Raw genomic sequence first — 20,920 nt, 5'->3', positions numbered from 1 at the left:
TCAGGATGGCCCTGGGGGATGACGGTTTGGCGGCGCGGGGGTTACAGGACGATGAATCTTCAGGCGCTGTGCACATCCTGTGTGAGAGTTGGCTTGCCGGCGATAGCAGTAGTTCAGTCAATGAATGCGCGAGCTGACAGACCGCCATCGCAGGCAAGCCAGCCCCCACATCGATCTGTGTACACCTGATTAATCGTCGAGGGCTTTGACTGATTTGGGCGAGAGACGCAGGCTGCGCAAGCTGCGCTTCACACTCTTGAGGTGGTTGACCAGGCTCGGGCCGCGCGCCATTGCCACGCCCATCGCCAGCACGTCGATCACCACCAGGTGGGCGATGCGCGAGGTCAGCGGGGTGTAGATCTCGGTGTCTTCGTGCACATCGATCGCCAGGTTGACCGTGGACAGCTCCGCCAACGGCGTCTGGCTCGGGCACAACGTAATCAGGGTCGCGCCGCTTTCACGCACCAGGTTGGCGGTGATCAGCAGGTCCTTGGAACGGCCCGACTGGGAAATGCAGATCGCCACGTCGGTGGGCTTCAAGGTCACCGCCGACATGGCCTGCATGTGCGGGTCACTGTAGGCCGCTGCGGTGAGCAGCAGCCGGAAGAATTTGTGCTGGGCATCGGCGGCCACCGCACCAGACGCACCGAAGCCGTAGAACTCGACGCGCTGGGCCTGGGACATGGCGGTCACGGCCTTTTGCAGCTCCACCGGGTCAAGCTTCTCGCGCACTTCCATCAGCGTGTGCAAGGTGGTGTCGAAGATTTTCAGGCTGTAGTCGGCGACGGAATCGTCTTCATGAATCGCAAACTGGCCGAAGCTCGCACCGGCGGCCAGGCTTTGCGCCAGCTTGAGTTTCAAGTCCTGGAACCCGGAGCAACCGATGGCGCGGCAGAAGCGCACGATGGTCGGCTCGCTGATGCCCACGCTGTGAGCCAGGTCGGCCATGGAACTGTGCATCACTGCCGCAGGGTCAAGCAGCACGTGATCGGCAACCTTGAGTTCCGATTTGCGTAACAGGTGGCGCGACTGGGCGATATGTTGCAACAGGTTCAAAGGGCAGGACTCTTGTTATTGGCAGGTGCCAGGGATGTAGCAAGCTTGTAGTTATACTACAAGAATTGTCGTTTTGCCCGTCCGATGCATCACTAAATCGCCCTGTCCGCCTTTGAATCTAAGGGCGGCCGAATTGTAGCCGCTGGGGTTGAAGCCGTGCGGCTAAGGAAAAACTGCATTTTTCCGTAACAAATCGGCCAGCCCTTCGGCCGCCATCGGCCGACTGATCAGGTAGCCCTGCACCTCGTCGCAACGCTCGCCGCGCAGGAAATCCAGCTGTTGCTGATCTTCCACGCCTTCGGCCACCACCTTGAGCGCCAGCCCATGCGCCATGGCGATGATCGCCCGGGTGATCGCTGCGTCCTCCCGACCCTGCCCGAGGCCCCGGATGAAGGTCTGGTCGATCTTCACGTAGTCCACGGGGATGCGCTTGAGGTAACTGAGGGATGAATAACCGGTGCCAAAATCGTCGATGGCCAGCTTCACACCCAGGTCGCGCAGCTGCTGGAAGGTCGCGATGATGTGTTCGACGCTGTCGAGCAGTTGGCTCTCGGTCAGCTCCAGCTCGAGGTATTGCGGGTCCAGCCCGGTCTCTTCCAACACCTGGCGTACCAGGCTGACCAGCTTGCCCTGGCGCAACTGATGCACCGACAGGTTCACCGACACCCGGATCGGCGCCAGCCCCTGGCGCTGCCACTCACACGCCTGCCAACAGGCCTGGCGCAGCACGAATTCGCCCAGCGGTACGATCAGGCCGGTCTCTTCGGCGAGGCCGATAAAGTCCCCCGGCGGCACCATGCCCCATTGCGGATGCTCCCAGCGAATCAGCGCTTCGGCGGCATTCAGCTTGCCGGTGGCCAGGCACAGTTTCGGCTGGTAGAACACCGTCAGTTGGCGCTCCTCGATGGCCTTGCGCAGGTGGTTTTCCAGCTGCAGGCGCTCCAGGGTGCTGGCTTGCAGGCTGTCGGTGTAGAACTGGAAATTGTTGCCGCCCAAATGCTTGGCATGTTGCATGGCCATGTTCGACTGGCTGACCAGCGCGGAAATTTCCCGCGCGTTATCCGGCAACAGGCTGACCCCCATCGAAGCACTGACCACCAACTCGTGCCCTTCCACCGTCACCGGCACCCGCAACTTGGCCAGCAGCCGCGTCGCCACCCGCGCCAGGCTCGAGAGGTTGCCATAGGCATCGAACAGCACGGCAAATTCATCACCGGACAGCCGCGCAATGGTGTCGGCTTCCGGCAAGGCGTTGATCAAGCGCCGCGCCATTTTCTGCAACAGCTGGTCGGCGACTTCATGGCCGAGGCTGTCATTGAGCAATTTGAAACGGTCGAGGTTGATGTGCAGCAGCGCCAGGCTCCGCCCGCCCAGGCGCACGCGCTGGTGGGCTTCGCGCAACCGTTCGCGGAACAGCGAACGATTGGCCAGGCCGGTCAATTCATCGTAATGCGTGAGGTAGCGCATGCGCTCCTCGGATTCGCGCCGCGCGGACAAATCGGCGAAGAACCCTACGATATGGCTGACTTTTCCGCGAACATCGCGCACCACGTTCAGTTGCAGCCACTGCGGATACAGCTCGCCGTTCTTGCGCGTCTCCACCAGTTCGCCCTGCCAGGTGCCGTGGCTGAGCAGCGCCTGGCGGATCACCGGGAAGTGGCGCCGCGCATCGCGACTGCTGGGCAGCTCCACCACATTGCGGCCGAGCATGTCATCGATGTCGAAGCCGGTGACGCGGCTGAAGGCCTGGTTGACCGCAATCAACGCGTAATCCGGATCGAGGATCACGATGCCTTCGCTGGCGGCCTCGAATACCGTCGAGGCCAGGCGCTGCTGTTCTTCCAGGGCCTTGCCGGCGCTGATGTCGCGGCGCGTACCGAGCATGCGCGTGACGCGCCCGCTGGGCGTGCGCTCGACGGCGCGGCCACGGTCTTCGATCCACACCCAATGGCCATCGCCATGGCGCACGCGGTATTCGACCTGGTAGTCCTCGCTGCGCCCCTTGAGGTGCTCCACCAGCGCGCGCTTGAGCAACGGCAGGTCTTCGGGGTGCAGGCGCGGCTTGAGGTGGCTGAGCATCGCCGTGACGTACTCGGGTTCCAGGCCGAACAACTCTTTGAGCTGGGTGTGGTGGACCTCGTCGGTCTGCAGGTTCCAGTCCCACAGGCCCAGTTCGCTGGCTTGCAGGGCCATGGCCAGGCGCGCCTCGCTTTTATTCAGGGCCAGGCTGGCGGCGTCGAGTTCCTGGCTGCGCTGCGCCACGCGGTCCTGCAGGCCGATCTGCGCTTCACGCAGTTCCTGTTCGACCTGGCGACGCTGCTCGACTTCGCGCACCAGTTCCTGATTCAACTGTTCGCTGCGCTGCTGCGCCTGTTGCAGATGCTCGATCAGCGCCTGGTTCTGGAAGCGTCGCAGCAGCCCGCGCTGGATCAAGCGATTGACCTGCCACGCCACCACACTCAAGGACGCCAGCAGGATCAGGCCGAGGACACCCCAGCCTTGTTGCTGCGGGGCGCCGTTCCAGAACAGGTACGCGATGGCCGGCACCAGGCACGGCAGGGAAAAGGACAGGAACGCCGGCAGACTCACGGCATAGGCCACGCTGGCCGACAGCGTCGCGGCGCCGATCAGGCCAAAGACCCAGGCCTGCTGCATAAAGCTGTCCACCGGTACCAGCGCGATGGCCGCGACGGCCAGGGTCAGCCCGCTGACCGCTGAACCCAGCATGAACATGCGACGCCAGATCGGCTGGGCCTGGCGGCTGGGCATGGCCGAGTCAAACGCCGCCACCTGGATCACGCGCATCGCCACCAACGCCAGCAGCCAGACCAGCCAGATGCTGTCCAGCAGGTATTGCTTGGGGTTCCACAGCAGCCAGGCGCAGACCAGGCCGTTGACCAGCATTAATAAGGTAGGCAGCAACGAGCCCTGGTAGAGCAGGCGCGTGCGCTCGACCGCCATCTCGGTGGCGTAATGTTTGTGGATGACCTGCGCGGGCGCCATCGTGGGGCCGAACAGGTCGGTGCTGAGGGTCATAGGCAGTGTTCTTATAATGGTGAGCCCGAAACGTCGACGGAGCATACACAAGCACGCGCTTGGGCCAAACTGCTCCACGTCATAAAAACCTCACGTTTATCCAGCGCAAACCTAGGCGCCAGACGGCTTGAGCGAGACACGGCGGGGGCTGCGGCCATTGACCGACCAGTCATCACCCGATGCAGAATGTTTGCCCGGCGCGGATCAGCCTGGATGTTTTCCGTCGCCCGCCCGGCATTGGGATTTGCCCGAGCCCCCCCGGCACCCTAGAATGCGCCGATGCGCGATGATCTCTCCCTTTTGCTGAACTCCCTCAACGATGCCCAACGCCAGGCCGTAGCCGCCCCCGTTGGCCGTCAGTTGGTCCTGGCCGGTGCTGGCTCCGGTAAAACCCGAGTGCTGGTGCACCGTATCGCCTGGTTGATCCAGGTCGAGAACGCGTCGCCGCACTCCATCCTGTCGGTGACGTTCACCAACAAGGCCGCTGCCGAGATGCGCCATCGCATCGAGCAGTTGATGGGCATCAGCCCGGCCGGCATGTGGGTGGGCACCTTCCACGGCCTGGCGCACCGCCTGTTGCGGGCGCACTGGCAGGAAGCGGGCCTGGTCCAGACCTTCCAGATCCTCGACAGCGATGACCAGCAACGCCTGGTCAAGCGCGTGATCCGCGAGCTGGGCCTCGACGAACAGCGTTGGCCAGCGCGGCAAGCGCAATGGTTCATCAACGGCCAGAAAGACGAAGGCCTGCGCCCGCAACATATCCAGGCCAGCGGCGACCTGTTCCTGGCCACCATGCGCAGCATCTATGAAGCCTACGAGGCCGCCTGCGCGCGGGCCGGCGTCATCGACTTCTCCGAACTGCTGCTGCGCGCCCTCGACCTGTGGCGCGACAACCCAGGCTTGCTGGCCCATTACCAGAAACGCTTCCGGCATATCCTGGTGGACGAGTTCCAGGACACCAACGCCGTGCAGTACGCCTGGTTGCGCCTGCTGGCCAAGGGCGGCGACAGCTTGATGGTGGTGGGCGATGACGACCAGTCGATCTATGGCTGGCGTGGCGCGAAAATCGAGAACATCTACCAGTATTCCGAAGATTTCCCGGACGCGGTCACCATCCGCCTGGAGCAGAACTACCGCTCCACCGCCGGCATCCTCAAGGCCGCCAACGCCCTGATCGCCAATAACACCGGGCGCCTGGGCAAAGAGCTGTGGACCGACGGCGGCGAAGGCGAGGCGATCAACCTGTACGCCGCGTTCAACGAGCACGATGAAGCGCGCTACGTGGTGGAAACCATCGAAAGCGCGTTGAAGACCGGCCTGGCGCGCAGCGATATCGCGATTCTGTACCGCTCCAACGCCCAGTCGCGGGTGCTGGAAGAAGCCTTGCTGCGCGAACGCATCCCGTACCGCATCTATGGCGGCCAGCGCTTCTTCGAGCGGGCCGAAATCAAGAACGCCATGGCCTACCTGCGCCTGCTCGAAGGCCGTGGCAACGACGCGGCGCTGGAGCGGGTGATCAACATCCCGGCCCGCGGCATCGGCGAAAAAACCGTGGAAGCGATCCGCGACCACGCCCGCCACGCCGATGTGTCGATGTGGGAAGCCATGCGCTTACTGATCGCCAATAAAGGCCTGACCGGCCGCGCTGCCGGGGCACTGGGCGTGTTTGTCGAACTGATCGAGAACCTCGCCGCCAAGTGCTCGGAAATGCCCCTGCACTTGATGACCCAGACCGTGATCGAGCAATCCGGGCTGATCGCCTACCACGAAGCGGAAAAAGGCGAGAAAGGCCAGGCCCGAGTAGAAAACCTTGAGGAACTGGTCAGCGCCGCGCGTGCGTTCGAGAACACCGAGGAAGACGAAGAGCTGACCCCGCTCGCGGCCTTCCTCGGCCATGCCTCGCTGGAAGCCGGCGATACCCAGGCCGATGAGCATGAAGACAGCATCCAGCTGATGACCCTGCACAGCGCCAAGGGCCTGGAATTCCCCTACGTGTTCCTGGTGGGCATGGAAGAAGGCCTGTTCCCGCACAAGATGAGCCTGGAAGAGCCTGGCCGCCTTGAGGAAGAACGCCGCCTGGCCTACGTGGGCATTACTCGGGCGATGCAGAACCTGGTGATGACCTACGCCGAGACCCGACGCCTGTACGGCAGCGAGACCTACAACAAGGTGTCGCGTTTCGTCCGTGAGGTGCCGAAGGGGCTGATCCAGGAAGTGCGCCTGTCCAACAGCGTCAGCCGCCCGTTCGGTGGTGGCCAGCAGCAGAACTCCAGCAGCCTGTTTGCCGGTTCCGAAATCCCGGAAACCCCGTTCAGCCTGGGCCAACAGGTCAAGCATGCGATTTTCGGCGAAGGCGTGATCCTCAACTTCGAAGGCGCCGGCGCCCAGGCACGGGTGCAGGTGAATTTCGCTGAAGGCAGCAAATGGCTGATGATGGGCTACGCGAAGCTCGAAGCCATCTGACACCCTTCCCCTTGTAGGAGCCAGCTTGCTGGCGATGGCGGTCCTAAGACCGCCATCGCTGCGGGGCGACAAGCCAGCTCCTACAATGTGAAGAATTGTGACCCTCCCTTGTTTTTCACCTGCACGGGCCAATATCTGTATTAAGTCCTACAGACCATTCTGATTCGGTCTTACGCAAAAGCCCGAAACATTATGTCGCTAGCCACTGTCACTACACCTGTGCAACATGGCGCGCGTGCAATCCACAAATGGGAATTCCCTTTATGAAACGTTTTCTTAGCATCGCCATGGCGTTGTGCATCGGCCTGACGATGAGCCTCGACGCCAACGCCAAGCGCTTCGGTGGCGGCAAAAGCATGGGCTCGGCACCGACTCACCAGACCAGCCAAATGGCTCCTTCTGCCGGCGGCATGGGCGGTGCAGCCGCCACCGCAGGCGCAGCCGGTGCTGCTGGCGCCGCGGCCAAGGCCGGCGGTGCTTCGCGCTGGTTGGGCCCTCTGGCCGGTATCGCGGCCGGTGGCCTGCTCGCTTCCATGTTCATGGGCGGCGGCTTCCAGGGCATGCAGATATTCGACATCCTGATCTTGGCGGTCATCGCCTTTGTGATCTTCCGCTTCATCGCCGCCCGTCGACGCAAGCAGCAGGAGCACCTGGCTCCAGCCGGCGCGCCGATGCAGCGTGAAGTGTTCGAGCAGAAGCCAGCCATGGGTTCGATCTTCGGTGGTTCGGCAGCGCCTGCCGCCGCCCGTCCGGTGATCAACGCACCGGCGTGGTTCAACGAAGAGCGTTTCGTCGAAGCGGCCCGCAGCCACTTCCAGTCCCTGCAGCAGCACTGGGACGCCAACGAAATGGACAAGATCTCCGAGTTCGTGACCCCACAACTGCTGGAGTTCCTCAAACGCGAACGCGCCGACCTGGGCGACGCCTTCCAGTCGACCTACATCGACGACCTGCGCGTACAGCTGGAAGGTGTGGATGACCGCGCCGACAAGACCATCGCCACCCTGACCTTCAGCGGTGTGTCGAAGACCTCGCGTTTCGACCAGGGCGAAGTGTTCAGCGAAAGCTGGAACATGGAACGCGCCCAAGGCGACAACCAGCCTTGGCTGGTCGCCGGTATCCGCCAGAACGGCTGATACCCGCGCGCTTGAGCAAGCCGTAACAAAAAACCCCGGACCTGTCCGGGGTTTTCTATTTCACGGTTGCACTTATAGCGAGCTACTGTATAAAACGCCCCTATAAACCGCGCCATCTAGCAAGAGGATCCCGGCCGTGGAAGAAATCATCGAACAATTGCGTGAAGCCAACGAACCGGTCCCGGTTCCTCTGGAACTGCCTGACGAAGACCAACTGGTGGAAATCGAGGAACAACTGTTCATCGACATCCCGTTTGTGTTCCGCGAATTCCTGCTGACCGTCAGCGACGTGGTCTACGGCAGCCTGGAGCCGGTGACCGTCACCGACCCGCAATCCCACACCTACCTGCCCGACGTGGCCGCCAACGCCTGGGATGCCGGCGTTGATCGCAGCATGATCCCGATCTGCCAGGACGGTGACGACTACTACTGCGTCGAAGAAGACGGCACCGTGGTGCTGTGGTCCGGCGAAGAAGAACTCGTCACCGAAGAAACCTGGGAATCGGTGTGGCACTGGGCACGGGACGTCTGGCTGGAAAGCTGATCCCACAAGGCGTGTGTGGCGAGATCACTGTTCAGGGCTGCTGCGCAGCCCAGCGCAAGCAAGCTCGCCACCGTTGCTCTCAATGCTCCGGCGTGTCCTTGTGGTTATCCAGGGTCTCCAGCAAGGCGACCTGCATGCGCGTATGCACGCGGATGAACCACCGCCAGAGCACGGCCGCCACTGCGGCCGTGACGACGGCGATCAGCACCAGCAACTTGTTGGTCGGCAGAATGCTGGCCGACAAGGCCGCCAATAGCAGGAAGATCACCAGCAGCGACAACAGCGGGATCAGCTCGGCGATCACGCGTCGTACACGCTGGGTGTGCCGCCCGGCCATTTCCGGCTTCACGCTCATCTCTGCCAGCAACATCGACAACGCCTTGAGCTTGCGGTAAGCCGCAATCAGGAACGGCAGCGACAACAGCAGCGCCCCACCCCAGATCAATGCCTTCTGCCAGCTTGGATCACTGATCCACCCCTCCAGATACCCGCCAATGCGCGCCGCGAAGTAACTGCCGGCGAAGAAGATCGCCACCACCAGCGCCAGGTTCACCCCCACTTGCAGGATAATCTTGCGAATCATCGACGCCAGCATCGCACCCTCACCCTGCGGCTGGATACTGCGCAGCCACTCGCCATACAGGCCAAACACCCGGCTCAGGCGCTTGGGCATCACGGCGGCAATCTTCAACGACAACGGGTCGGCACCGCGAATCAGGTACGGCGTGAGCAACGTGGTGATCGCCGAAACGGCAACCGCCACCGGGTACAGGAAGTCGCTGGTCACCTGCAAGGTCATCCCAAGCGCGGCGATGATGAAGGAAAACTCGCCAATCTGTGACAGGCCCATGCCTACGCGCAGTGAGGTCCGGCCATCATTGCCGGCGATAAACGCGCCCAGGCCGCAGGACAGCATCTTGCCCAGCACCACCGCCACGGTGATTACCGCAATCGGCCAGGCGTATTGCAGCAGGATCTGCGGGTCGATCATCAAGCCAATGGCGACGAAGAAGATGGCGCTGAACATGTCGCGAACCGGCTCGATCAGGCGTTCGATCTTAATCAACTGGCGCGATTCGGCCATGATCGCGCCAATCAGGAACGCGCCCAGCACCATGCTGTATTCCAGCTTGACCACCAGCAGGCAGAAGCCGAAACACAGGCCGAGTACGGTGATCAGCAGCATTTCGTTGCTTTCAAACTTAGCTACGTAGGCCAGCAGGCGCGGCACCAGCAAAATGCCGATGACCAGTGCGACGATCATGAACAGCGAGAGCTTGCCGACCGTGGAGAACACCTCGCCGGAGCTGACCGTGCCACTGACGGCAATGCTCGACAGCAAGGCAATGATGCCGATCCCGAGGATGTCTTCCACGATCAGCACGCCAAAAATCAGCTGGGCGAAGCGCTGGTTCTTCATCTTCAGGTCATTGAGTGCCTTGACGATGATGGTGGTCGAGGAGATCGCCAGGATTGCGCCGAGGAACAGCGAGTCCATGGTATTCCAGTCGAACCAGCGGCCGATCTCGTAGCCGATCCAGATCATCAGGATGATTTCCAGGAACGCCGCGATAAACGCCGTGGCACCGACCTTGAACAGCTTGCGCAGACTGAATTCCAGGCCCAGGCAGAACATCAGGAAGATCACCCCCAGCTCGGCGAGGGTCTTGATGGTGTCTTCGTCGTGGATCAGGCCGAAAGGCGGCGTATGGGGGCCGATGATGAAGCCGGCGACGATGTACCCCAGCACCACGGGTTGCTTGAGGCGGTGAAACAGGATGGTGACAACCCCGGCCACCAACATGATCACGGCCAGGTCCTGGATAAAGCTGATGGCGTGCATGGCGAGGGGCTCCTTGAGGGTACTGGCGCTCTTCCTGCATCCGTCCGCGCCTTTGAACGGTCGCAAAGAGCGAGAGGAAGAGTCTGCCTTGATCGTAAGAAATGCCCTGAGATGGGCTTTTGAAGGTTAACACCGCGACTTCCGCCGGAAAGCCGGTGCAATATATGGAAACAGATCGGTGCACGCGTGACGGCAAGCCGCCCACCGGCGTCCCGTAAAGGATGGCGCTGCAAAGATTCCAGCACCCGCAGAGGTGCCCCCCAACCAATGCCTACAACCCGTGAGTGTGCTATGGAACCCGGAAACGCCCAGCTGTCGATGACGGTATTGATGACCCCTGACATGGCCAACTTCTCAGGCAATGTCCACGGCGGCACCCTGCTCAAGTACCTCGACGAAGTGGCCTACGCCTGCGCGAGCCGTTATGCCGGTCGCTATGTGGTCACGTTGTCGGTCGACCAGGTGATCTTTCGCGAACCGATCCATGTCGGCGAATTGGTGACCTTCCTCGCCTCGGTCAACTACACCGGCAACACGTCGATGGAAGTGGGCATCAAGGTGGTCACCGAGAACATCCGCGAACGCTCGGTGCGCCATACCAACAGCTGCTTCTTCACCATGGTGGCCGTGGACGACCAGCGCAAACCCGCCGCCGTGCCACCACTGCAGCCCCACAACAGCGAAGACAAGCGCCGGTTCGTGCAGGCCCAGCAGCGTCGGCAGATTCGCCAGGAGCTGGAGAAGCGCTACCAGGAGATCAAGGCAGACGCCTAGTAAGCGCGAGCGCGCCCACGCCTACAGGTGCCAGCACTTGTCGTAGTGGGCACAGACATCAAAGCGCTGGTCCAACTGGCTCATGCGCTCCATGTGATGGTTGAGCACCTCGATCATCACTGACGTGCGTGTATTGGTGTAGTACGTGGTCATCATCTTGTCGTTGGCCTTGACCCGCTCGCGCGTGCCGAGGTCCGTCGGGTTCAGCCACTGTTGCAGCACCGCGTCCTCGATAAGCGTGAGCCGGAAGCGATAAACCTCCTTATAGAACCCCAGCGTGCGTGTCTGCTGGGCTGCAGCCTCTTCATTCAACAGTGCGTAGTTCTGGCGATATTGAGCCCAGTAATCCTGCGGCAACGTAAACGATCCCATCGCCACCTTGCGCTTGGCAATCTGCTCCTCAAGGGCTTTGGCGGTCGTCGGTGCTTCGGCCGGCGTATCAGGGTTCATCATTTTGAACAGCTGCACGTTGGTGTCGACGATGGTGTTGATCAACGCTGTGCGCTGGGCGGTTTCGGGCAGCTGCCTGGGGAACATCGGCGTGCTGCCTGCGCATGCCAGCAACGGGGTTTCGAACATTGGCAGTGGCGTACGCGCGTCTTTGCCATTGAACCGTGACAGGCGACGGAACGTGGTAATGCAGTTGCTCCCGTCGACGTCGAAGGTCACTTCATATTCCTTGCCGGCTTCGGGCGTGAAATTGAACGCCTTGGCGCATACGTAGGAGCCGCCGTTGGTGTTGAGTCGCACAAAAAGCGGCTGGCCGGCGGGCAACTTCACTTCCAGCAGGCCACGGGTTTTCGGTGGCGGCGGCACGCTCATGTCGGCGCGGCGCCGGGTATCGGCCATCATGAAGTTGTTGAGCATGCCGGTGGTACGGCCTGCGCAGTGCTGCGCATCGAAGAGATCGAGCGTGGAGTTCTGTGTGTTGGAGATAAAGCGCAGCTTCGCCGCATCAGGTTCGGTGGCGTCCGGGTAGCTGCCGTTGACACTGCAGGCACTGAGCAGCGAGGCCAGGCTGAGCGCGGAGAAAACCCTAAGGGATGGCGACATGGATCTTCCTTGAAAAGCACAGGGGGACAAGAAGCGCCCGATAATACCGGACGCTCTTGGCCTGGCTCAATCCGGCGGAGGCCTACAACCCGATGGGCGTGGCCTCGAAGCGTACACGCGGATGGGCGATGCGGTCCTGGGCGCGCACCAGCTCCAATTCGTAACTGGCGCAGGCCTGGGTTTCGAGCAGCACTTCATGCACTGCCGCCGCCGTGAATTCGAAGGCCGCCAACAGGCTGTCGCCGAGCAGCACACGCGCCAGGAACAGCCCGGAGGTCAGGTCGCCGACGCCCACCGGCTGGCGCGGAAACGCCAGCAGCGGCCGGCGCAGGTGCCAGCTGCCATCAGCGGTCACCAGCAGCATCTCGAAGCCATCCGGCAACTTGCCGGGGTAATCCAGGTGCTTGACCAGTACCGCCTTCGGCCCGCGCGCCAGCAACGCCTTGGCCATGGCCAGGCAATCGAACAGTGATTGCGGCTTGCGTCCGGCAAAACTGTCCAGTTCCAGCTGGTTGGGGCACAGGAAGTCGGCCATCGCCGCCGCTTCTTCCAGCAGGAAATCGCTGACTTCCTGCGGCACGATGCAGCCTTTTTCCGGATGCCCCATCACCGGGTCGCACAGGTACAGGGCCTTGGGGTTGATGGCCTTGATGCGCGCCACACCGGTGAGGATCGCGCGCCCCTGGTCCGCACTGCCCAGGTAACCGGACAATACCGCGTCGCAGTTGCCCAGCTCGCCGATCGCGGCAATGCCTTCCACCAGCGCCGGAATCTGCTGCGGCGCCAACACTTCTCCCGCCCATTGGCCATACTGGGTGTGGTTGGAGAACTGCACGGTGTTCAGCGGCCAGACATTCACCCCGACCCGCTGCATGGGGAACACGGCAGCGCTGTTTCCGGCGTGGCCAAAGACCACATGAGACTGGATCGCAAGCAGATGAGGTGTGCGTTTCATGCGGGAGATTTCCGTAAAGCCATTGAAATTCTGGCCGCGCAGTATGCGACTAAACGCAGCCTGTACGACAGACCGGCGACACAGTTAAGCTGCTCTCACTTTGTTGGAGTTCTTTGCATGCTGACCCTGGGAAACATCTTCGTGTTGATGCTGCTGGCGACCGCTGCCGCCTGGGTGTGGCACAACCACGGCCTGCGCGAGCGGGCGCTGGAACGGGTCAAGCAGCATTGCGCCAAGCTCGATATCGAGCTGCTCGACGGTGCGGTGGCGCTCAAGCGCATCGGTTTTGTGAAGGATGCCAGTGGTCGGCGACGCCTGGCGCGCATCTACAATTTCGAATTCACCGTCACCGGCGAGACCCGCCATCCGGGGACGATCACCCAGTTCGGCGCCCACAGCGCGCAGATCGAACTGGCGCCCTACCCGTTCGAGATCAAGACGCCATTGCCCAGTGCCGATGTGATTGAGCTGAGCCAATGGCGCGAGGACCACGCGGCCAAGAATCGTCACTGACGGCAGGCCGCGAGCGCCATCTGCAACGCGGCCACGTCCTGTGGTGCGCTGAAAATCAATTCGATCCGCGAGTCGCGGCGCCATTCACTGGGTTGCCAGGCAAGCGAAGCGTTATCCACGGCGTTGGCGGACATCCAGCCTTCGGCGCTGTGGATAACCAGCTTGGCGCGGCGCCATTCCAGGCTTTCCAGCCATCCGGATACCCGCACGGCATCGAATTGCTGACTCGGGTGCCAGCGCCAGCCAATACTCCAACCGCCTTCCTGGGCCTGGCTCAAGCAAATCGGTAGCGTGGGATCGTTCCAGATCGCCGGCAGTTGCGCGAGCCCCTCGGGCACGGCGAAGTTATCCACCGCGGCGGCGGCCTGTGCGCTTAATCCGGGTAGCTGCTGCAGTGGTAACTGGGCCTGGCGGGTCCAGTACACCGGGCAATCCGGCAACTGCCGTTCGACAGCCTGGCGCTGCACGGCATCCAGCATCTCATCCTTGTTCAATACCAATAGCCCGGCACTGGCCAGCGTTTCCTGCTGCGCCGGTGGCAACGGTTTACCCGCCGCCAGGGCTTGGGCATCGAGTACCAGCACGCAGGGCTGAACCGCCAGCACGTTCTGCCACGGCGCCTGGCGCAATTGCTTGAGCAACTGCGCCGGGTGCCCCAGGCCGGAGGGCTCGATAAACAGCCGATCCGGCTTGGCCTTCCGCAGCAGACGGCCCAGGCCTACCTGGAACGGTGCACCATTCACACAGCACAAGCAGCCACCGGCGACTTCGCCCAAGGCAATGCCGTCGTCATCCTGGGTCAGCAGCGCAGCGTCCAGGCCGATCTGCCCGAACTCGTTGATCAATACCGCCCAACGCTCGTTGGCCGGGCGTTGCGCGAGCAGGTGCTTGATCAGGCTGGTCTTGCCGGCGCCCAAAGGTCCGGCAATCACGTGGGTGGGAATGTTCTGCAGCATGAGACGCTTCATTCAGACCGTGTAGAACGCTAGATCCTACGCGGTTATGCCAGCCAATCCAGCGTCAGGATCAAGCGGCGTTCATCCATCTTCAGGGCGGGCGAGCGATGGATCAGGCCATGACCTTCATTGCCATGCCATTTCGTGCCCTTGAGCAAGGCCACCTCGCCGCAGTGAATCTGCTCGATTCGCTCGGTAGGCTCGGCCTCCGGCCGGCTCAGCAGGCGACGGTCCATCACACCTTCGCGCAACCATTGGCTGCCGATCCCGGCATAGGTGGTGATCAGCCGCACCGGCACATGGTCCACGTGAAAGCGCGGGCACATGGCCTTGTCCAACAGGCGCAGGCGCACACCGATTCGCTTGGCACCCAGCAGGCAGGCAAACGCGCTGACCAGCCACGCCACATCAGCGATAAAACCTTCATAGCCTTCAAGATCGCGACAACTGGACGCCAGGCCCTGCAAGTTCGGCGCGGCGTCTTCGCGGCTCAACTCCACGACCAGCGAATCGGCCAACGGCTCATTGAGCGCCACCAGCAACGCGCCGAACTCGGCAATGTGCAGCGGCAGCTGGCGCTGCCACAGCGCCAGGTTGACGCCGTCTTCGAGGATGTCGGACAGCGCCAGCGGGGTTTCGCCGCGGGTCTGGCGGATCACCGGGCGCAGCGGAATAACCGGGGCCAGCATCAGGCGGCCGCCTCGTCATACCAAGGGCCAAAGGGATCGTCCAGCAAGCGCCAACCGTCGACGCCCAAGGCCAGTTCTTCGTCGGTGAGCAAGCAGGCATCGAGCTCGGCACGCAGGCGCGCGAAGTCGATGTTCTGCCCGATAAACACCAGTTCCTGACGGCAATCGCCAGTGCTCAATTGCCAGTTACCCATGATCGCCGCGACGCTTTCTTCATCCTGGGGCCACTGGCTTTTTGGCACGAAACGCCACCAGCGACCGGCAAAGCCGTGCCGCATCAGGCCGCCGGCCTGGGACCAGCTGCCCGCGTCCTGGTGCTTGCTGGCCAGCCAGAAGAAGCCCTTGGAGCGCAGCAGTTTGCCGTTGACCCATGGGCGGTCGATAAAGTCGAAAAAGCGCTGCGGATGCAACGGACGGCGCGCGCGATAGGCGGTGGAGGCGATGCCGTACTCTTCGGTTTCCGGCACATGCTCACCGCGCAATTCCTGCAGCCACCCCGGGGCCTGCGCTGCACGTTCGAAGTCGAAACGGCCGGTATTGAGGATCTTGTGCAGCGGCACTTCGCCCATGACCATCGGGATGATTTCCGCCTGGGCGTTCAGGCGCTCGAGAATCGCCATCAGCTCCTCACGCTCACGGCTGCTGATCAGGTCGATCTTGCTGATCAGGATCACGTCGGCGAATTCGATCTGCTCGATCAGCAGGTCGGTGATCGAGCGCTCGTCTTCCTCGCCAAGGGTTTCGCCGCGTGAAGCCAGGCTTTCGGCGGCCTGGTAGTCGAGCAGGAAATTCATGCCATCAACCACGGTGACCATGGTGTCCAGGCGCGCGATGTCGGCCAGGCTTTGCTCGTTTTCGTCGCGGAAGGTAAACGTTTCGGCCACGGGCAACGGCTCGGAAATGCCGGTGGATTCGATCAGCAGGTAATCGAAGCGACCTTCCTTGGCGAGTTTTCCGACCTCCTCGAGCAAGTCTTCCCTCAAGGTGCAGCAGATGCAGCCGTTGCTCATCTCCACCAGTTTTTCTTCGGACCGGTTGAGAGTGACGTCGCGCTGCACCTCGCTGCCGTCGATATTGATTTCGCTCATGTCATTGACGATCACGGCCACGCGCAGGTTGTCGCGGTTGCGCAGGACGTAGTTGAGCAGCGTGCTTTTACCGGCGCCGAGAAAGCCGGACAACACGGTAACGGGGAGACGATTGGGCATCAGGTATTCCTCATCAGGGTGGCCGGTCAAATCGCCCGTTTATGGCGTTCGCGCAGCTCTTCACGTTCTTTGGCTTCGATACACAGTGTGGCGGTAGGACGCAGCAGCAGGCGTTGCAGGCCGATGGGCTCGCCCGTTTCGCGGCACCAGCCGTATTCGCCACGGGCCAGCAGTTCGAGGGCGTCGTCGATCTTGTCCAGGAGCTTTTTTTCCCGCTCCAGCAGGCGCAGCTGCCACTGGCGCTGCTCTTCGGCGCTGCCCACATCGGCGGGATCACTGTTGGTTTCCTGCTCGCGCAGCTGCTGGAACTCGGCATCGATACGCGCTTGCAGTTCATTGCGCTGGACCAGCAACAGCGCACGGAAGAAGCCTTGCTGGGCTTCATTCATGTAGTCGGCGTGTGGCTGGGCCAGGAGGTCTTGTTCAGTCATGGGGAGCGGTTCACGGGTCAGGCTGTGGTTTAATGTTATAGTATAACAATACAAATAAGCCAATCCCCCTTGCTCGTCACGACGAAGGGCGCAATGCTGGAACCCTCCCTGCCCCGAGAAGCCCTATGAAATATCTGTGGTGCGCCCTGTTATTGGCAGCGGCAGGCCCGGCCTGCGCGCAGACACCGAGCCTGCTGGCCAACTGCACGCGCAGCGCCAACCTGCTGGCGTGTGTCGACCCGCTGGGCAATGCCTACAGCGTGGCAACGGTCGGCAGCACCACGTACCTGCGCGGCTTCGAGGTGATCGGCAAACGCTATTGGGCACAGACCAACAGCCGCTATGGGCAGCTGACGTTCTTTACCGGATTGGCCTCGGACGGTGAGGCGTGGGTGGGCTACACACGGCGCGTGGGCTGGACCACCCTCAACCGGTTCTCCAGTTCGGGTGGCGCCAGCGCCAAGTTCACCTGCAGCCGGATAACCGGCTGCTAGGCCTGGGCATCCTTCTGTTCCTGCACCCAGGCCATGTAGCTGTTCATCGGCGGGTTCTTCTGGAAGTACTTCTTCAAACCTTCGAACAGGCCATCGGCAACCGCCTGTTGATGACGCGCGGTGACCAGTCGCGCACTGTCCCGCGCATTCGAGATGAACCCGGTTTCCACCAGGATCGACGGCACGTCCGGTGACTTGAGCACCGCGAAGCCGGCCTGCTCTACACGTTTCTGATGCAACGAGGTGATGCCTTCCAGGCTGCCCAGGATCGAGTTGCCCAGTTGCAGGCTGGAAGCGATGGTGGCGTTCATCGACATGTCCAGGATCACCCCGGCCAGCATCGGGTCCTTGTCCTTGAGGTTCAGCAGGCTGGTGGCGCCGAGCAGGTCGGCGCCGTTTTCACGTTGCGCCATGAAGCGCGCGGTCGCGGACGTGGCGCCGCCTTCGGACAAGGCATACACCGAAGCGCCCGACGCGGTAATCCGTGGTGCGGCATCCGCGTGCACCGAGATGAACATGTCGGCGTTGTGCTTGTGGGCAATTTCCACGCGTTTGCGCAGCGGCACGAAAAAGTCGTCATTGCGCACCAGCTTCACATCGAAGCCCTTCTCGCGCTTCAGCCGCTTGGCCAACAGCTGGGCGATGGACAGCACCACGTCTTTCTCACGCTGGCCTTTGGAGCCGACGGCGCCGGGGTCCTTGCCGCCGTGGCCGGGGTCGACCACCACGATGATGTCGCGCTTGGGATGAGCCTTGTCCACCGGTGCCACCAACGGCGCAGGCTGCGCCGCGATCTGGCGCGGCGCATGGGTGGCGCCGGTCAGGTCCAGCACCAGCCGGTGCCCTTGGCCGTCCTGGGGCGGCAACAAAAAGCTGTTGAGCTGCATCGGCGCGGCCAGGTCGAGCACGATCCGCGTATCGCCCTTGCCGAAATGCCCGGAGCGAATCGACGTGATCCCGCTGCCCTTGAGCATCAACTGGGAGAAATCCCCACTGAGCCCCGCGCCGCTGAGGTCAATGATCAGGCGCTCGGGTGCGCTCAACGAAAAGGTTTTGTATTGCACCGGCCCGCTGAGGTCGAACACCAGCCGTAGCTTGTCGTCCGAGCGCCACAGGCGCGCATTGCGAATCTGCGTGGCCGACGCGGTGAAAGGCAAGGTGAACAGCGGGCTGGCCAGAAGCAGGTTTAGGAGCTGACGTCTGTGCATGACAAATACCGCAAATAAAGGAGCGTCCCTGCTCGACATGACTGAAAAAAGGCTGGAGCAGAAAAATCATCGTCGACTCAATAGTTATAATATAACATGTCTTTTTATTTCCAACGATGGACCTGCTCATGAATGCGCTGACTCTGCCGGATATCGCCGCGCAGGCTTCACGCCAAGCCTTGCCACTCGACTGGGTCGGTATGTGCGGTATCGCCTTGCCGATCCTCATCGACGGCCATCGCCTGGCCGCCACCGCCGATGCCGGCGTCAGCCTGGACGATGGCGCCGCCCGTGGCATTCATATGTCACGCCTGTACCTGGCGTTGGAGGTGCTCGACCAGCAGCCCCTTACGCCGGCACTTCTGCGTAATGTACTGCAGCGTTTTCTCGACAGTCATGAAGGTTTATCTAAGAACGCCTACCTGCGGATCCACACCGATTTGCTGCTCAAACGCCCGGCGTTGGTCAGCCCGCTGGCCGGCTGGAAAAGCTATCCGGTAAGCATCGAAGCGCGTCTGCAAAACCAGATGTTCCACGTGGAACTAAAAATTGACGTTACTTATTCCTCAACCTGCCCTTGCTCGGCCGCCCTCGCCAGGCAATTGATTCAGCAGCAATTTGTTGAAGATTTCGGCAACACACCTTTGCAACATGAAGACGTCCTCACCTGGCTCGGCAGCGCCAACGGCATTGTTGCCACGCCCCACAGCCAGCGCAGCAGTGCGCAGCTGTTGATCGAGCTGGACGGCCAACAGCCCGACCTGCCCATCACCGCGCTGATCGACGACGTCGAGGCGGCCCTCGGCACCGCCGTACAAACCGCTGTAAAACGCGCGGATGAACAAGCCTTCGCCCTGGCCAACGGGCAGAACCTGATGTTCTGCGAAGACGCTGCCCGCCGCCTGAACCTCGCCTTGAAGCGCTCGGATGCCATCAACGCCTTCCACCTGAAAGTGATCCACGCCGAAAGCCTGCACGCGCACGATGCCGTGGCTGAAAGCCGCTGGACGAGACCCTCTGCATGATCACCTGCACCGCTTTGCGCTGGGGCGCCCCCGGCCAACCGCTGACGCCGGCGGTGGATTTCACCCTGGAAAAAGGCAGCCTCACCGGCATCATCGGCGCCAACGGCACCGGCAAGAGCAGCTTGCTCAAAGTCATCGCAGGCCTGCAGAAACCGCTCGCCGGTAAAGTCACCGTGGATGTTCCACGCCGCGGCGGCCTGTCGTTTCTGCCTCAGCAACAGCACCTCGACCGCCAGTTCCCCATCAGCCTGCAAGAGTTGGTTGCCGCCGGTTTCTGGGGCACCCGACTCACGCCGCCGCAACGCAGCGAACGCCTGCAAGCAGTACTCGAAGACTGGTGCCTCAGCGGCCTTGAACATCGCCCGTTGATGGCCTTGTCCGGCGGCGAACTGCAACGCGCCCTGCTCGCCCGCATGAGCCTGGCCGAAGCGCCAGTGTTGCTGCTCGACGAACCCCACGCTGCCCTCGACGAAGAAGGCCAGGCGCTGTGCTGGAAACATGTGCACGCCTGGCACGATGAAGGCCGCACCGTGGTGATCGTTTGTCACGACCTCGCCTCCGTGCGCCACCACACCCAGCAAGTGGTGCAGATCAAGAGCACCGGCTGCGTGTTCGGGGCCAGTAAAGAGCTGATCCGCCCGCAACCGCACATGCAGGTGGCTTGATGCACTTCGCCGCCCACCTGTGGATGCCCTTCCTCGACTTCGTGTTCATGCGTCGCGCCTTGATCGGCGGCCTGGTACTGGCTTGCAGCACCGCGCCGCTGGGGGTGTTTCTGATCCTGCGGCGCATGAGCCTGATCGGTGACGCCGTCGCCCACGGCATCCTGCCCGGCGCCGCGCTGGGCTTCTGGTTCGCTGGCCTGAGCCTGCCCGCGCTGACCATCGGCGGCCTCGGCGCAGGCCTGGGCATGGCCGGCCTGTCGGCGTGGATCACCCGCCGCACCGGCCTGCGCGAAGACGCCAGCCTCGCCGCCATCTACCCGATCTCGCTCGCCGCCGGGGTGCTGATCCTGGGCATCGCCGGCAAGCGCCTGGACCTTTTGCACCTGCTGTTCGGCTCCGCGCTGGCGGTGGATGAAACCACCCTGACCGGCATGCTCTGGGTCTCCGGTTTCAGCCTGCTCGCCATGGCGCTGATCTACAAACCGCTGCTGCTGGACACCCTCGACCCGCTGTTCCTGCAAACCGTCAGTCGCCTCGGCCCGCTCGCCCATGGGTTGTTCCTGACCCTGGTGGTACTGAACCTGGTGATCGGCTTCCAGGCTATCGGCGCGTTGATGGTGGTGGGTTTGATGATGTTGCCGGCCATCGCTTCACGTTTCTGGAGCCGGCGCCTGCCGGTGCTGATCGCGGTATCGGCGGTGCTGGGATGCCTGTCGGTGTGGTTTGGCTTGCTGCTGTCGTTCTACTACTCGCTACCCAGCGGCCCGGCGATCGTGCTGGTGGCTGGCGTCGGGTATTTGCTGTCCGTGGTCTTCGGTCCGGTGCACGGCTTGCTGCGCCGCCCGCCCTTGCTGTCATCCCAATGAGGTGT

Annotated in this window: 19 protein-coding genes; 9 read left to right on the top strand and 10 right to left on the bottom strand. The window is 62.3% G+C overall.

All coding sequences use genetic code 11. The features are described 5' to 3' along the window. Nucleotides 1-189: 189 nt before the first annotated feature. Together hexR and C9990_RS00175 are read right to left on the bottom strand one after the other, a co-directional pair. Nucleotides 190-1,056 (bottom strand): transcriptional regulator HexR, encoded by an 867-nt coding sequence (gene hexR / locus C9990_RS00180; RefSeq protein ID WP_010168370.1) that lies wholly within the window; start codon nt 1,054-1,056, stop codon nt 190-192. Between the two features lie 162 nt (nt 1,057-1,218). Then, nucleotides 1,219-4,092: an EAL domain-containing protein gene (locus tag C9990_RS00175; RefSeq protein WP_065902596.1), complete on the bottom strand. Its 2,874-nt coding sequence runs from the start codon at nt 4,090-4,092 to the stop codon at nt 1,219-1,221. A gap of 279 nt (nt 4,093-4,371) precedes the next feature. Here C9990_RS00175 and uvrD point away from each other — a divergent pair, with 279 nt between their 5' ends. The 3 genes from uvrD to C9990_RS00160 all read left to right on the top strand — a co-directional run bounded on the left by uvrD (nt 4,372) and on the right by C9990_RS00160 (nt 8,235). Next, nucleotides 4,372-6,555: a DNA helicase II gene (gene uvrD, locus C9990_RS00170; RefSeq protein WP_106802256.1), complete on the top strand. Its 2,184-nt coding sequence runs from the start codon at nt 4,372-4,374 to the stop codon at nt 6,553-6,555. A gap of 263 nt (nt 6,556-6,818) precedes the next feature. Next, nucleotides 6,819-7,691 (top strand): Tim44 domain-containing protein, encoded by an 873-nt coding sequence (locus C9990_RS00165; protein WP_065902599.1) that lies wholly within the window; start codon nt 6,819-6,821, stop codon nt 7,689-7,691. Nucleotides 7,692-7,827: 136 nt separating this feature from the next. Continuing rightward, nucleotides 7,828-8,235: an SMI1/KNR4 family protein gene (locus C9990_RS00160; protein ID WP_017739032.1), complete on the top strand. Its 408-nt coding sequence runs from the start codon at nt 7,828-7,830 to the stop codon at nt 8,233-8,235. Between the two features lie 79 nt (nt 8,236-8,314). Here the strand turns inward: C9990_RS00160 and C9990_RS00155 are convergent, their stop codons facing one another. Then, nucleotides 8,315-10,078, bottom strand: coding sequence for a cation:proton antiporter (locus C9990_RS00155; RefSeq protein WP_065902601.1), 1,764 nt, complete (start codon nt 10,076-10,078; stop codon nt 8,315-8,317). A 291-nt stretch (nt 10,079-10,369) separates the two neighbouring features. On the opposite strand from C9990_RS00155, the gene C9990_RS00150 reads away from it, so the two are divergent. Beyond that, nucleotides 10,370-10,852, top strand: coding sequence for an acyl-CoA thioesterase (locus C9990_RS00150; protein ID WP_065902603.1), 483 nt, complete (start codon nt 10,370-10,372; stop codon nt 10,850-10,852). Between the two features lie 21 nt (nt 10,853-10,873). Here the strand turns inward: C9990_RS00150 and C9990_RS00145 are convergent, their stop codons facing one another. Then, nucleotides 10,874-11,905, bottom strand: coding sequence for a hypothetical protein (locus C9990_RS00145; protein ID WP_106802255.1), 1,032 nt, complete (start codon nt 11,903-11,905; stop codon nt 10,874-10,876). An 82-nt stretch (nt 11,906-11,987) separates the two neighbouring features. Continuing rightward, nucleotides 11,988-12,860: a pyridoxal kinase PdxY gene (pdxY, locus tag C9990_RS00140; protein WP_106802254.1), complete on the bottom strand. Its 873-nt coding sequence runs from the start codon at nt 12,858-12,860 to the stop codon at nt 11,988-11,990. A gap of 117 nt (nt 12,861-12,977) precedes the next feature. On the opposite strand from pdxY, the gene C9990_RS00135 reads away from it, so the two are divergent. Then, nucleotides 12,978-13,373 carry a DUF3301 domain-containing protein gene (locus tag C9990_RS00135; RefSeq protein WP_106802253.1) on the top strand — a complete coding sequence of 132 codons (396 nt, stop codon included), beginning with the start codon at nt 12,978-12,980 and terminating at the stop codon, nt 13,371-13,373. On the opposite strand, the gene C9990_RS00130 is transcribed toward C9990_RS00135, so the two are convergent. Genes C9990_RS00130 through dksA form a run of 4 tightly spaced genes read right to left on the bottom strand, consistent with a single transcriptional unit; the run spans nt 13,367 to nt 16,657 of the window. Further along, on the bottom strand, nt 13,367-14,329 hold the full coding sequence (locus tag C9990_RS00130) for a GTP-binding protein (RefSeq protein WP_106802252.1): 963 nt from the start codon (nt 14,327-14,329) through the stop codon (nt 13,367-13,369). The two genes, C9990_RS00135 and C9990_RS00130, sit on opposite strands and share 7 nt — an antisense overlap. A 44-nt stretch (nt 14,330-14,373) precedes the next feature. Beyond that, complete coding sequence (locus tag C9990_RS00125; RefSeq protein WP_106802251.1) at nt 14,374-15,018, bottom strand: DUF1826 domain-containing protein; 645 nt, start codon at nt 15,016-15,018, stop codon at nt 14,374-14,376. Then, nucleotides 15,018-16,226, bottom strand: a complete 1,209-nt coding sequence (zigA, locus tag C9990_RS00120; protein WP_106802250.1) for a zinc metallochaperone GTPase ZigA — start codon at nt 16,224-16,226, stop codon at nt 15,018-15,020. The genes C9990_RS00125 and zigA overlap by 1 nt, the downstream gene beginning before the upstream one ends. Nucleotides 16,227-16,252: 26 nt before the next feature. Continuing rightward, nucleotides 16,253-16,657 carry an RNA polymerase-binding protein DksA gene (gene dksA / locus C9990_RS00115; RefSeq protein ID WP_106802249.1) on the bottom strand — a complete coding sequence of 135 codons (405 nt, stop codon included), beginning with the start codon at nt 16,655-16,657 and terminating at the stop codon, nt 16,253-16,255. A gap of 125 nt (nt 16,658-16,782) precedes the next feature. Between dksA and C9990_RS00110 the strand changes: the two genes are divergently transcribed. Further along, entirely contained in the window at nt 16,783-17,151 is a 369-nt protein-coding gene (locus tag C9990_RS00110; RefSeq protein WP_065902616.1) for a glutamine synthetase, read from the top strand. Here C9990_RS00110 and C9990_RS00105 read toward each other — a convergent pair. After that, nucleotides 17,148-18,359, bottom strand: coding sequence for an N-acetylmuramoyl-L-alanine amidase (locus C9990_RS00105; protein ID WP_106802248.1), 1,212 nt, complete (start codon nt 18,357-18,359; stop codon nt 17,148-17,150). The two genes, C9990_RS00110 and C9990_RS00105, sit on opposite strands and share 4 nt — an antisense overlap. A gap of 128 nt (nt 18,360-18,487) precedes the next feature. Between C9990_RS00105 and folE2 the strand changes: the two genes are divergently transcribed. From folE2 to C9990_RS00090, 3 genes are read left to right on the top strand one after another with little or no spacing between them, the layout of a single operon-like run. After that, on the top strand, nt 18,488-19,384 hold the full coding sequence (folE2, locus tag C9990_RS00100) for a GTP cyclohydrolase FolE2 (protein ID WP_106802247.1): 897 nt from the start codon (nt 18,488-18,490) through the stop codon (nt 19,382-19,384). Continuing rightward, nucleotides 19,381-20,049, top strand: a complete 669-nt coding sequence (locus C9990_RS00095) for a metal ABC transporter ATP-binding protein (RefSeq protein ID WP_106802246.1) — start codon at nt 19,381-19,383, stop codon at nt 20,047-20,049. The genes folE2 and C9990_RS00095 overlap by 4 nt, the downstream gene beginning before the upstream one ends. After that, nucleotides 20,049-20,915 (top strand): metal ABC transporter permease, encoded by an 867-nt coding sequence (locus C9990_RS00090; protein ID WP_065902624.1) that lies wholly within the window; start codon nt 20,049-20,051, stop codon nt 20,913-20,915. Before C9990_RS00095 ends, C9990_RS00090 begins: the two co-directional genes overlap by 1 nt. Nucleotides 20,916-20,920: the final 5 nt, after the last annotated feature.

The sequence above is a fragment of the Pseudomonas sp. S5D5 genome (assembly GCF_003013355.1).
Taxonomy (GTDB): domain Bacteria; phylum Pseudomonadota; class Gammaproteobacteria; order Pseudomonadales; family Pseudomonadaceae; genus Aquipseudomonas; species Aquipseudomonas aylmerensis.
The sequence above is the reverse complement of the archived record's forward strand: the minus strand, read 5'-3'. Positions and strand labels throughout refer to the sequence as shown.

Excerpts from the sequence above, each read along its gene's own strand:
- C9990_RS00155 (WP_065902601.1), bottom strand. The coding sequence starts at position 10,078 with ATGCACGCCATCAGCTTTATCCAGGACCTGGCCGTGATCATGTTGGTG.
- C9990_RS00110 (WP_065902616.1), top strand. The coding sequence starts at position 16,783 with ATGAAATATCTGTGGTGCGCCCTGTTATTGGCAGCGGCAGGCCCGGCC.
- C9990_RS00135 (WP_106802253.1), top strand. The coding sequence starts at position 12,978 with ATGCTGACCCTGGGAAACATCTTCGTGTTGATGCTGCTGGCGACCGCT.
- dksA (WP_106802249.1), bottom strand. The coding sequence starts at position 16,657 with ATGACTGAACAAGACCTCCTGGCCCAGCCACACGCCGACTACATGAAT.
- C9990_RS00125 (WP_106802251.1), bottom strand. The coding sequence starts at position 15,018 with ATGCTGGCCCCGGTTATTCCGCTGCGCCCGGTGATCCGCCAGACCCGC.
- C9990_RS00175 (WP_065902596.1), bottom strand. The coding sequence starts at position 4,092 with ATGACCCTCAGCACCGACCTGTTCGGCCCCACGATGGCGCCCGCGCAG.
- folE2 (WP_106802247.1), top strand. The coding sequence starts at position 18,488 with ATGAATGCGCTGACTCTGCCGGATATCGCCGCGCAGGCTTCACGCCAA.
- uvrD (WP_106802256.1), top strand. The coding sequence starts at position 4,372 with ATGCGCGATGATCTCTCCCTTTTGCTGAACTCCCTCAACGATGCCCAA.
- C9990_RS00090 (WP_065902624.1), top strand. The coding sequence starts at position 20,049 with ATGCACTTCGCCGCCCACCTGTGGATGCCCTTCCTCGACTTCGTGTTC.
- C9990_RS00145 (WP_106802255.1), bottom strand. The coding sequence starts at position 11,905 with ATGTCGCCATCCCTTAGGGTTTTCTCCGCGCTCAGCCTGGCCTCGCTG.
- zigA (WP_106802250.1), bottom strand. The coding sequence starts at position 16,226 with ATGCCCAATCGTCTCCCCGTTACCGTGTTGTCCGGCTTTCTCGGCGCC.
- pdxY (WP_106802254.1), bottom strand. The coding sequence starts at position 12,860 with ATGAAACGCACACCTCATCTGCTTGCGATCCAGTCTCATGTGGTCTTT.
- C9990_RS00105 (WP_106802248.1), bottom strand. The coding sequence starts at position 18,359 with ATGCACAGACGTCAGCTCCTAAACCTGCTTCTGGCCAGCCCGCTGTTC.
- C9990_RS00150 (WP_065902603.1), top strand. The coding sequence starts at position 10,370 with ATGGAACCCGGAAACGCCCAGCTGTCGATGACGGTATTGATGACCCCT.
- C9990_RS00095 (WP_106802246.1), top strand. The coding sequence starts at position 19,381 with ATGATCACCTGCACCGCTTTGCGCTGGGGCGCCCCCGGCCAACCGCTG.
- C9990_RS00130 (WP_106802252.1), bottom strand. The coding sequence starts at position 14,329 with ATGCTGCAGAACATTCCCACCCACGTGATTGCCGGACCTTTGGGCGCC.
- C9990_RS00165 (WP_065902599.1), top strand. The coding sequence starts at position 6,819 with ATGAAACGTTTTCTTAGCATCGCCATGGCGTTGTGCATCGGCCTGACG.